The 10736-nt window shown below is 72.9% G+C and carries 10 protein-coding genes; 4 read left to right on the top strand and 6 right to left on the bottom strand.

The window, feature by feature from the left end; genetic code table 11:
- Nucleotides 1–901 (bottom strand): AAA family ATPase (locus BN12_RS13175; protein ID WP_048553117.1); only part of this gene is annotated, 901 nt, incomplete at its 3' end.
- The gene (locus tag BN12_RS13170) at nt 898–2076 is read right to left on the bottom strand and encodes an exonuclease SbcCD subunit D (protein ID WP_048553113.1); all 1179 of its coding nucleotides are present in this window, start codon (nt 2074–2076) and stop codon (nt 898–900) included. The genes BN12_RS13175 and BN12_RS13170, both read right to left, overlap by 4 nt.
- A 117-nt stretch (nt 2077–2193) precedes the next feature.
- On the opposite strand from BN12_RS13170, the gene BN12_RS13165 reads away from it, so the two are divergent.
- A complete protein-coding gene (locus BN12_RS13165) occupies nt 2194–3675 on the top strand; it encodes a glutamate-cysteine ligase family protein (protein ID WP_083454634.1) in 1482 nt (493 codons plus the stop codon).
- A 245-nt stretch (nt 3676–3920) separates the two neighbouring features.
- Here BN12_RS13165 and BN12_RS13160 read toward each other — a convergent pair whose 3' ends face one another.
- Nucleotides 3921–4538: a histidine phosphatase family protein gene (locus tag BN12_RS13160; protein ID WP_407667794.1), complete on the bottom strand. Its 618-nt coding sequence runs from the start codon at nt 4536–4538 to the stop codon at nt 3921–3923.
- A gap of 81 nt (nt 4539–4619) precedes the next feature.
- Between BN12_RS13160 and BN12_RS13155 the strand changes: the two genes are divergently transcribed.
- Entirely contained in the window at nt 4620–5063 is a 444-nt protein-coding gene (locus BN12_RS13155) for an OsmC family protein (RefSeq protein WP_048553108.1), read from the top strand.
- Nucleotides 5064–5115: 52 nt separating this feature from the next.
- Entirely contained in the window at nt 5116–5736 is a 621-nt protein-coding gene (locus BN12_RS13150) for an L-threonylcarbamoyladenylate synthase (protein ID WP_048553106.1), read from the top strand.
- Nucleotides 5737–5764: 28 nt separating this feature from the next.
- On the opposite strand, the gene BN12_RS13145 is transcribed toward BN12_RS13150, so the two are convergent.
- Entirely contained in the window at nt 5765–6946 is a 1182-nt protein-coding gene (locus BN12_RS13145) for an MFS transporter (RefSeq protein ID WP_048553104.1), read from the bottom strand.
- 77 nt (nt 6947–7023) lie between these two features.
- Here BN12_RS13145 and BN12_RS13140 point away from each other — a divergent pair, with 77 nt between their 5' ends.
- A complete protein-coding gene (locus tag BN12_RS13140) occupies nt 7024–8946 on the top strand; it encodes an alpha-amylase family protein (protein ID WP_083454632.1) in 1923 nt (640 codons plus the stop codon).
- Between the two features lie 235 nt (nt 8947–9181).
- Here BN12_RS13140 and BN12_RS13135 read toward each other — a convergent pair whose 3' ends face one another.
- Both BN12_RS13135 and BN12_RS13130 read right to left on the bottom strand, forming a co-directional pair.
- Entirely contained in the window at nt 9182–10009 is an 828-nt protein-coding gene (locus BN12_RS13135) for a DUF1028 domain-containing protein (RefSeq protein ID WP_048553102.1), read from the bottom strand.
- The coding region (locus BN12_RS13130; RefSeq protein WP_157635715.1) for an ABC transporter ATP-binding protein at nt 10006–10736 on the bottom strand (731 nt) is incomplete at its 5' end. The genes BN12_RS13135 and BN12_RS13130, both read right to left, overlap by 4 nt.

The following is a 10736-nucleotide window of genomic DNA, read 5'->3' as shown; positions in this document are numbered from 1 at the left end:
GCCCGGCAGCGTCCTCGGCCACCATCGCCCGGGTCGCCGCCGTCTCCAGCGCGGTGCCGATGCCGGGCAGCGCTCGACGCAGCCGCTCGAGGTCGGGTCGCGCCTCGAGGAGGATGCCGAGCGCCGCCGAGCCTGCCTCGCCGGCCGCCGGTCCCTGACCTGTCGCGGGTTCCTGACCTGTCGCGGGTTCCTGACCTGCCGCGGGTTCCGGACCCGGAGCGGAGTCGCGGTCGAGCTCGAGGCGCCGGGAGAGCAGCTCGGAGAGGGCACCGGTCGCACGGACGAGGTCGGACCATGAGCGGTCCACCTGGGCCGCGAGGCTCCGGCGCTGGTCGGCGAGCCAGGCCTCCACGTCGGCGTAGGTCGACACGTCGAAGAGCGTGTCGAGGACCTTGCGCCGGTCCTCGGCACTCGCCCGCAGGAAGGCGGCGAACTCGCCCTGCGGCAGGACGACGACCCGCTCGAACTGGGCGCGACCCATGCCCATGACGTCGTTGACGACGTCGCCCACCTCGTCGTGGCGGGTGGACAGGACCTCCCACGTGCCGCGTCGCAGCTCCTCGAGGCGGACCTTCGCCTGGACGGGGGTGCGCCGGCCCGGCTTGGTGAACTGCGGCTGGCGGGTGATCCGCAGCCGCCGGCCGGCGGCCGTGAGGTCGAGGACGACCCGCGGGACGGCGCCCTCCGCCGCGTGGTGGCTGCGCAGCGTCGCGCCGCTCGACCGAGAGCCGGGCACACCGGCATACAGGGCGAAGCACACGGCGTCGAGCAGGCTCGTCTTGCCGGCACCGGTGGGGCCGTGGACGAGGAAGAGCCCGCCGCCGGTGAGCTCGTCGAAGTCGACGACGACCCGCTCGGGGAACGGGCCGAACGCCTCGACCTCCAGTCGGTGGATCCTCATGCGGCACCGCTGCGACGTCCCTCGGAGGGCACCCGGTCGTCGGCATCCGCGCGGGCCAGGCGGGCCGCCTCGACGGCATCGACGAGGACCTGCCGCTCCGCGTCGCTCGCCGCGACACCGCCTCGGACGTGGCCGAGGAAGTCGCAGCAGACGTCGACCTCGGAGCGGGCCGACCGCATGCGGGCGGCATACGTCGAGATCTCCGTCGGCGCGCCGGTCGGCTCGAACCGCAGCTCCACCGCATACGGGAACCGGGCGCGCAGCCGCTCCATCGCACCCGCCGGGCGGATCCGGTCGGTGAGGGTGACCTGCACCCAGGCCGACTCCGCCGCGGCGTGCCGAGGATCGGCGAGGAGCTCCTCGAGGTCGCCCCGCAGGAGGGCGATGGGCCGCTCGACGGGCGCCTCGACCTCCGCCACCTGCCGAAGTCCGCGCTCGTCGACCTCGACGAGGAGGGACACCTTGCGGTGACCGGCCTCGCTGAACGACATGGCGACGGGCGAGCCGCTGTAGCGCACCGCGTCGGCGACCTGCTGCGGGCGGTGCAGATGGCCGAGCGCGGCGTAGTCGACGCCGGCAAAGACATCGGGGTGCACGACGCTGACCCCGCCCACCGCGATGTCGCGCTCGGAGTCGGTGGGCGCCCCACCCGCGACGAACGCGTGGGCCATGACGACGCACGGCAGTCCGCGGACGGCGACGTCGGCACGGACCGCGTCCATGGCCGCGGTGAGGACCCCGGGGTGGGTCCGCGCCTCGGTGCCGAGCGCGTCGGCGACCTGGGACGGCTCGAGGTAGGGCACGGCATACACCGCCACCCCCTCGACGACGACCGGACGGGCGATGCCGGAGACCGACGACCGGATGTGCAGGCCGGAGCGCTCGAGGAGGCCGGCCGCGAAGCCGAGCCGGATCGCCGAGTCGTGGTTGCCGCTGGAGAGGACGACCTGCGCCCCCGTGTCGACGAGCCGGGTCACCGCCTCGGACAGCAGCGCGACGGTGTCGGGGGCCGGCAGCGCCCGGTCGTAGACGTCGCCGGAGACGACGAGGGCATCGACCCGCTCACGCCGCACGAGGTCGACGAGATGATCCACGTATGCCGCCTGCGCAGGCAGGAGTCCGACCCCGTGGAACGACCGTCCCAGGTGCCAGTCGGAGGTGTGGACCATGCGCATGCCCGCAGGCTATGAGACCCCTCCGACAACGGCCGGGACCGGATGCGGCGTGGCCCGTTCTTCCTCAGGGTGGACGGATGCTTCCACGACGGGCCTCGGCTGTGGTTGGGTCTGGTCATGGGTGCAGAGGTCGAAGCGCAGAGCTACACGCGAGAGCAACGCCAGCGCTACCGGGAGAAGGTGCGGCAGGACCTCGACGTCTTCGAGCGGATGCTGACGACCCAGCAGTTCGAGTTCGAGCGACCGATGACGGGGCTGGAGATCGAGCTCAACCTCGTCGACGGCGACTACCAGCCGCATTTCGCGAATGCCGAGACCCTCGCCGCCATCGCCGACCCGGGGTTCCAGACCGAGCTCGCCCGCTACAACATCGAGCTCAACGTCCCGCCCCGCCCGCTGCCCGGCGACTCCGCCCTCGAGCTCGAGGAGGAGCTCCGGACGAGCCTCAACGCGGCGGAGGCCAAGGCGGAGGAGGTCGGCTCCTCCATCGTCGCGATCGGCATCCTCCCCACGATCATGCCCGAGCACTTCACCGGCGAGTGGATCAGCGAGAACAACCGCTACACGGCCCTCAACGACTCGATCTTCGTCGCCCGCGGCGAGGACATCCACCTCGACATCGAGGGTCCGACGGGGGAGCGGGTCTCGCAGTACTGCGACTCCATCGGGCCGGAGTCCGCGTGCACGAGCGTCCAGCTCCACCTCCAGGTCACGCCGGCCGAGTTCGCCCAGCACTGGAACGCCGCGCAGGCCCTCGTCGCCCCGCAGCTCGCGCTCGCGGCGAACAGCCCGTTCCTGTTCGGCCGGCGGCTGCACGCCGAGACGCGGATCGAGCTGTTCAGCCAAGCGACCGACAGCCGGCCCGTCGAGTTCAAGAACCAGGGCGTCCGGCCCCGCGTCTTCTTCGGCGAGCGGTGGATCACCTCGATCTTCGACCTCTTCGAGGAGAACAGCCGCTACTTCCCCGCGTTGCTCGCGGAGACGACCGACGAGGACCCGCTCGCCAAGTTCGAGGCGGGTGAGGCGCCGTCGCTCGACGAGCTGCGCCTCCACAACGGCACGGTGTACCGCTGGAACCGGCCGATCTACGACACCGCCGGCGGCCGTCCCCACCTGCGCGTCGAGAACCGCGTCCTGCCCGCCGGTCCCACGATCGCCGACACCCTCGCCAACGCCGCGTTCTACTACGGCGCGATCCGGATGCTCGCGCACGACGACCGTCCGGTGTGGACGAAGATGAGCTTCTCGGCCGCCGAGGAGAACTTCCGCGAGTGCGCCCGGCTCGGCATCGACGCGCGGCTCTACTGGCCCGGGTACGGCGAGATCGGCGCCGACGAGCTCGTCCTGCGGCACCTCCTGCCGATGGCCCACCAGGGGCTCACCGAGTGGGGCGTCTCGCAGGCGGTCCGCGACCGGTTCCTCGGGATCATCGAGCAGCGAGCCCGGCTCGGCGTCAACGGCGCGACGTGGCAGACGGCGGCTGTCGAGGCCTTCGAGGCGCGCGGGGAGGACCGGCGCACCGCCCTCACCCACATGGTCCAGCGGTATGCCGAGCACATGCATACCAACGAACCGGTCCACACCTGGCCCGTGCCCTGACCTCCCGCCTCCGCACCGCCACCACTCGAGGGAGGCCCGCTTCCCCCGCGCGCCTCGCCAGCTTTATCGGGTGACCCCAGAACCCTCGCTGGGCAACCCGACCCGCTTTATCGGGTGACCCCGGAAGACGTGGCTTCACCCGACTTCCCTTGTCGGGTGAAGCTCAGCGTTCTGGGGTCACCCGATAAAGCGAGCCATCGGATTATCGGGTCACCCGATAAAGCTGCAAGCTCAGGCGGAGGCCATCAATCGGTGGGGAGGACGGGCAGCCGGTTCCAGGTCCGGATGCAGGGCTGCTCGCGCTCGTACTGCAGGACGCTCACCGACCCGGCGTCGAGGATGATCTGGGCGCCCATCCGCGGCTCCTGACGCAGCCAGGTCGCGGTGAGGACGCGCAGGCAGTGGCCGTGCCCGACGAGCGCGACGTCCCCCTCGGCGAGCGCCGGCATGATCCGGGCGAGGACCCGCGAGGCCCGCGCGGCGACCTCCTCCACCGTCTCCCCGGGCGTCTCGCCGGGGACGACACCGTCGGCGAAGACGGTCCACTCGTGGCCGAGACGCTCGCGGATCTGGGCGGTCGTGAGCCCTTCGTACCCGCCGTAGTCCCATTCGAGGAGATCCTCGTCGACCTCGGGATGGAGCCCGGCGAGCTCGGCCGTCCGGCGGGCGCGCTGGAGGGGCGAGCTGAGCGTCTCGACGAAGGTGAAGTCGTGCAGGAGGGCGCCGGCCGCGCGGGCGAGCTCCTCCCCGTGCTCGGTCAGCGGGAGGTCCGTGCGTCCGGTGTGCTGCCCCGACTTCGACCACTCGGTCTCTCCGTGGCGGAGGAGGACGAGATGGCCGGAGGGCGACGTCGGTGGGGTCACGACCCCCACCCTAGGGTGAGGTGGGACAGCACGGTGAGCGCATGGCATACGGCGATGTCGCGTGGACACGGAGGACGACGGATGGCGCAGGAGCAGACCGGCGGGACGGGCACGGGACACCGCAGCGTCTCCATGACACGGGTGGCCAAGGGCCGGTATGCCGTGACGAACGAGCGGGGCGGAACGATCGCCATCGGCGGGGGAGACTCCGAGGACTTCACGCCCGTCGAGCTGCTCCTCACCGCCATCGCGGGATGCAGCGCCGTCGACGTCGACTTCATCACGAGCAAGCGGGCCGAGCCGACGTCGTTCGACGTCCTCGCTGAGGGCGACAAGGTGAGCGACGAGAACGGCAACCACATGACGGGGATCGAGGTGACCTTCACGGTCCGGTTCCCCGACGGTGAGGGAGGCGACAAGGCCCGCGACATGCTCCCGCGCGCCATCGGGATGTCCCACGACCGGCTGTGCACGGTCTCCCGGACGGTCCAGCTCGGCACCCCGATCGTCATGCGCGACAGGTGATCCGGCCCCACCCCGCCACGCAGCGGGCCGGCCTCGCTCGTTAGGCTGCAGCATGGCGCGCTACCTCGAGATCCACCCGGACAACCCGCAGCCGCGAGCCGTCTCCCAGGTCGTCGCGGTCCTCCGCGACGGCGGCCTCGTGGCCTACCCGACCGACAGCGGCTACGCCCTCGGCGCGCAGCTCGGGGACCAGCGTGCCAAGGACCGCATCCGCGACATCCGCCAGCTCGACGAGAAGCACCACTACACGGTCGTGTGCAAGGATTTCGCGCAGCTCGGCCAGTTCGTCCACGTCGACAACCGCGTCTTCCGGGCCATCAAGGCGGCGACCCCAGGTCCCTACACGTTCATCCTCCCCGCGACCCACGAGGTGCCGCGCAAGCTGCTCCATCCGAAGAAGCGCACGATCGGCGTCCGCATCCCCGACCACCGCGTCGTCCAGGCGATCCTCGCCGAGCTCGGCGAGCCGATGCTGTCGAGCACGCTCATCCTGCCCGGCGAGACGGACGCGATGACCGACGGCTGGTCGGTGAAGGAGACCCTCGACCACGTCGTCGACGCGGTCGTCGAGTCGGGGGAGACGAGCGCCGAGCCGACGACGGTCGTCGACCTCTCCGACGACGTCGCCGAGGTCCTCCGCGTCGGCGCCGGGGATCCGTCCCGCTTCGAGTGACGCCGACGGCCTGATCGACGTCGACGAGTCATCGAGGGGCACGGGGCGGGAAGGCCGAGCGGGCGAGCAGGGCGAGCAGCGCGGACAGCACGATGATGACGGCCGCCGTCCAGGCGACCCACGTGAGGCCTGACCGTTCCATGACCGCCGCGCCCACCGCGGCACCGCCGGCGATGCCCGCGTTGCTGCTCGCGTTGATCCACGCGCCGGCCGTCTCCGGGGAGCTCGCGGCGGTGCGGATCGAGGCCGACTGGTAGAGCGACGCGGCGGGGCCGAAGGCGGCCAGCCACACCATCGCCGTCACGACGACGGGCACGAGCCGTGGGTATGCGACGGCCACCGCGGCGACGCCGGCCGCCATGAGCGCCGGCACGACGATGGCGCTGGCCCTCGGCCGGTGGTCGAGCTGGGCCGCCGCGATGCGCAGACCGACGAGGCCGCAGGCCCCGAAGAGGAGCAGGAGGGGTCCGACCCAGCGCTCGGCGGCTCCCGCGTCGAGCAGGAGGACGCTGATGTAGGTGTAGAGGACGTAGGTGCCGAGGTAGGTGAGCCCGTTCGCGACGACGACCGTGCCGAGGTCGCGCCGTCGCCCCGGGTGCCGGGAGCCGTCGCCGCGCGGCGCGGTGACGGGTGGCAGGACGAGCACGGCGAGGAGGAGGACGAGGGCCACGAGCACGGCGAGGCACGCGAACGCCACCCGCCACCCGACGGCGCTACCGAGGGCCGTCGACAGGGGAACCCCGAGGACGAGGCCCCCGGACACCCCGACCGACGCGAGCGCCATCGCCCGGCCGGTCTGCGTCGAGGGCACGAGCCGCGCCGAGTAGCCGATGCAGACGGAGAAGAAGAGGGCGTGGGTGATGCCGCCGACGATCCGGCCGGCGGCGAGGACGCCGAAGCTCGGGGCGAGGGCCGCGACGACGTTGCTCACGACGTAGCCGCCGATCGTCGCGAGGAGGACGGGCTTGCGCGGCAGCCGTCTCGTCACGAGAGCCAGGGGGACCGACAGGGTCGCGACCATGACGGCATACGCGCTGACGAGGAGGCCCACGGTGCCGGCGCTCACCCCGAAGGCGGAGCCGATCTGGGGCAGCAGACCGACGGGGAGCAGCTCGGTCGTCACCGCGGCGAAGACGGCGACGGCGAGGACGAGGAGCCCGGTGCGCGCCGGTCCCAGCCCCGCGTCGGAGGCAGGTCGGGCCGAGGTCACCGCGCCACCCTCTCAGACCGCCGTCCGAGGACTCGGCGCGGGCCCGCGCACGTCCTGGGGTCCGGTTGAATGGGGCCATGCATCTCGCTCCACCGTCGGCCCATGACGCCGCGGTCCCCGCCCTCGATGCGCTGACGACGGACCGGCGTCGCGACTTCGGGCTGCGGCTCGACCGCTGGTGGGAAGACCTCGTGGCGAGTCTCGAGGAGCTCTACGGCGACCGCGCGGAGGCCCTGGCGACCCAGCTCGTGACCCGTGCGGCGGCCGCCTACGCCGAGCGCGACGAGGCCCTCCACGCGCTCGACGCGCGCCGGCTGCTGCGGCCCGACTGGCTCCAGCAGCCGGACATGGTGGGGTACGCCTGCTACGCCGAGCGGTTCGCCGGCACCCTCGCCGAGGTCGGTGCGCGCGCGGGCTATCTGCGCGAGCTCGGCGTCACCTACCTCCACCTCATGCCGCTCCTCCGCCCGCGCGACGGGGACAACGACGGCGGGTATGCCGTCGCCGACTACCGCATGGTCCGTCCCGACCTCGGGACGACGGAGGACCTCCGGTCCCTCACCGAAGTCCTTCGGGGACAGGGAATCTCGCTCGTCGTCGACCTCGTCCTCAACCACGTGGCCCGCGAGCACGAATGGGCCCGGCGGGCCGCCGCGGGGGAGCGGCGCTACCGCGACTACTTCCACATCCACCCCGACCGCACCGAGCCGGACGAGTACGAGCAGACCCTCCCGGAGGTGTTCCCCGACTTCGCGCCCGGCAACTTCACGTGGGACGACGAGGTCGGCGGCTGGGTGTGGACGACCTTCAACGCCTGGCAGTGGGACCTCGACTGGTCCAACCCGGACGTGCTCCTCGAGTTCGCCGACATCGTCCTGTTCCTCGCCGGCCTCGGCGTCGAGGTGCTGCGCCTCGACGCCGTCGCCTTCATGTGGAAGCGCAAGGGCACCAACTGCCAGAACCAACCCGAGGTCCACGCCATCACCCAGGCCCTGCGGGCCGTCGCGCGGATCGCCGCGCCGGCGCTGGCCTTCAAGGCCGAGGCGATCGTCGGCCCTCGCGACCTCGTCCCCTACCTCGGCACCGGCGCCCACGCGGGCCGGGTGAGTGACCTGGCCTACCACAACAGCCTCATGGTCCAGGCGTGGAACGTCCTCGCGACCGGCGACGCGCGGCTGGCCCGCCACGCCCTCGCGCACCTGCCCCCGACGCCGCCGACGGGCACATGGATCACCTACCTGCGCTGTCACGACGACATCGGCTGGGCCATCGACGACGGCGACGCGGCGGCGGTCGGCCTCGACGGGTGGCTGCACCGGCGTTTCCTCGCCGACTGGTACGCGGGGGACCTCGACGGGTCGTGGGGCGACGGGCTGCTCTTCCAGGTCAACCCGGTGACGGGCGACAAGCGGACGAGCGGCACCGCCGCCTCGCTGGCCGGAGCGCTCGCGGACCGCGGACAGGAGGAGTCCGGGAAGGGCCTCGCGCGCCTGTTCGTCGGCTACGCCCTCGTCTACGGCTGGGGCGGCATCCCCGTCGTGTGGAGCGGCGACGAGCTCGCCATGCCGAACGACCCGGACTGGGCCGCCGAGCCGGGCCACGAGGCCGACAACCGCTGGGCCCACCGGCCCCGCCTCGACTGGACGCTCGCCGAGTCGCGCAGCGACATCGGCACTGTCCCCGGGGCGATGTTCCAGGCGCTCGCCCACCTCGCGCGAGTCCGCGCCTCCCTCCCGCAGCTGCACGCCTCGGCGCGCGTCCGCGTCCTCGAGGACACCGACGACGGGATCCTCGCCGTAGCGAGGACGCACCCGGCCGGGCCGTTCGTCGGGCTCTACAACGTCACCGACGACTGGCGCCCGTTCCCGCTCCACGTGCTCCGGGAGGAGGGCATCGGCCGCCCCGTCAACGCCCTCTCGGGCCACGACGTGACGGCCGGGGCCGATGGCGTCGTCTGGCTCAGCCCGTATGCCGCGTGGTGGGTCGTCGACGGCGCGTGACCGGCCGCGGCCTCAGGCGGCGCTCTGCCACCCGATCGGGGCCTGTGCACCACAACCTCCTGCCTCCCACTGGCGCTCTGCCACCCGATCGGGGCCTGTGCACCACAAACCCCTCCGACCTCCCCCTGGCGTTCTGCCACCCGATCGGGGCCTGCGCACCACAGCCCCCGACCTCCCACTGGCGTTCTGCCACCCGATCGGGGCCTGTGCACCACGTACTCCTGCCTCCCGCCGGTCAGCGGCCGGCCGTCCGGCGCAGCTCCTCCAGGACGCGCCGGTCGATGCCGGCGGGGGTGAGCCTGGTCTCGAGGTTCACCTCGCCGGCCCAGGCGGTCAGCGCCTCGGCGACCGAATCCCCTTGCACGCCAACGTGATCCAGCAGCTCCTGCACCTCCTCGGCGAGATCGCCTCGGAGCGACTCGACATCCTCGGGCCCGCCGAAGTACAGCTCGGACAGCTCGACGAGCCGGGCGAGCTCCCGAGCGGCCTGCGGATGATCGTCGACACGCAGGTCGGCGAGTACTCCGCACTCGTCGTAGCCGGCGCCCGGGCATACCGCATACAGCGCGGCGCTCTGCCGCCCCCGCCGGTCGCCCCCGGCGGCGTCACCGGCGAGGAGTGCGCCGAGCAGCCGGCGGGGGAGGGGCTGGCCCGCGGACGTCAGCCAGGCCTCCTCCATGGCGCGGACGACCTCGGGGCCGGTGAGGATGTTGCCCTGGATGGCGTATGCGACGTCCCCGGACTCCCCGGCGAGGCCACCCGCCCAGTCCATGCAGTCGGCGCCGGTGGAGCTCCTCGCGCCGTGGCACCCGACGAGTCCCACCTGTCGCTGCTCGCGGAGCGGGTCGGCGGCCAGCGCCTGCTCCAGCGCAGTCTCTACGGACTCCCCGCCGGCGAGGGCGTCGAGCAGCTCGTGCCGGAGGCTGACCCTCGCGAAGGCCTGGGTCGCGACGGCCCCCACGCCGATCCGGGCATTCGGGACGACGGACCCGACGGCGAGGAACCGGCTCGCCACGGCGACGCCGAACGCGTCACCGTCCCGCGCGACGATGGAGAAGGTCATGTCCGGGACGCTACCGCCGTGCCCGGATAGGCGTCGATGTCGGTCGCCTTGGCCGACAGCCAGACCGGGATGCCGGGCCGGAGGTCGAGCTCGGCCACGGCGGCGAGGGTGAGGTCGACGAGAGCCGACGGCGCGCCGTCGACGGCCACGCGGACCCGGTCGCCGACGACCTCGAGATCGGCGACCGTGGCCGCCCACACGTTCCGCGAGCTCGTGTGCAGCGGCTGCTCGACGTGCACGGTGATCGCCGCCGGACGGACGACGGCGAGGACCCGGGCGCCGTCCCGCAGGGTGCCGAGGTCGGCGACGACGAGGCGGCCCCCGGCGTCGAGCGCCACGGCATGCGACGCGCGGTCCAGCTGCCCCGCATACAGGTTGAGGCCGACGAGCCGCGCGACGTAGTCGGTCTGCGGGTGCCGGGCGACCTCCCCGGGCGAGCCGTCCTGGACGACCCGCCCGTCCTCGAGGACGACGATCCGGTCGGCGAGGACCATCGCGTCGATGGGGTCGTGGGTGACGACGGCGACCGGACCCGGGAAGTCGGCGAGGTGCCGCCGCAGTGTCCCGCGGGTCTCGACGCGGGTGCGGCTGTCGAGGGCGGCGAGCGGTTCGTCGAGGAGGAGCACGGCGGGGTCCGAGGCGAGGGCCCGCGCGAGCGCGACGCGTTGCGCCTGGCCGCCGGAGATCTGTCCCGGCCGGCGGTCGCCGAGTCCGCCGAGCCCCAGCC

This window comes from Nostocoides japonicum T1-X7, from assembly GCF_001046855.1.
Classification (GTDB): Bacteria; Actinomycetota; Actinomycetes; order Actinomycetales; family Dermatophilaceae; genus Nostocoides; species Nostocoides japonicum.
This window is presented reverse-complemented; position numbering and strand designations above follow the sequence as displayed.

What these genes read in the sequence shown, in the direction of transcription:
- BN12_RS13165 (WP_083454634.1), top strand. Translation starts at nt 2,194, where the DNA reads ATGGGTGCAGAGGTCGAAGCGCAGAGCTACACGCGAGAGCAACGCCAG.
- BN12_RS13135 (WP_048553102.1), bottom strand. Translation starts at nt 10,009, where the DNA reads ATGACCTTCTCCATCGTCGCGCGGGACGGTGACGCGTTCGGCGTCGCC.
- BN12_RS13170 (WP_048553113.1), bottom strand. Translation starts at nt 2,076, where the DNA reads ATGCGCATGGTCCACACCTCCGACTGGCACCTGGGACGGTCGTTCCAC.
- BN12_RS13155 (WP_048553108.1), top strand. Translation starts at nt 4,620, where the DNA reads ATGGCGCAGGAGCAGACCGGCGGGACGGGCACGGGACACCGCAGCGTC.
- BN12_RS13140 (WP_083454632.1), top strand. Translation starts at nt 7,024, where the DNA reads ATGCATCTCGCTCCACCGTCGGCCCATGACGCCGCGGTCCCCGCCCTC.
- BN12_RS13150 (WP_048553106.1), top strand. Translation starts at nt 5,116, where the DNA reads ATGGCGCGCTACCTCGAGATCCACCCGGACAACCCGCAGCCGCGAGCC.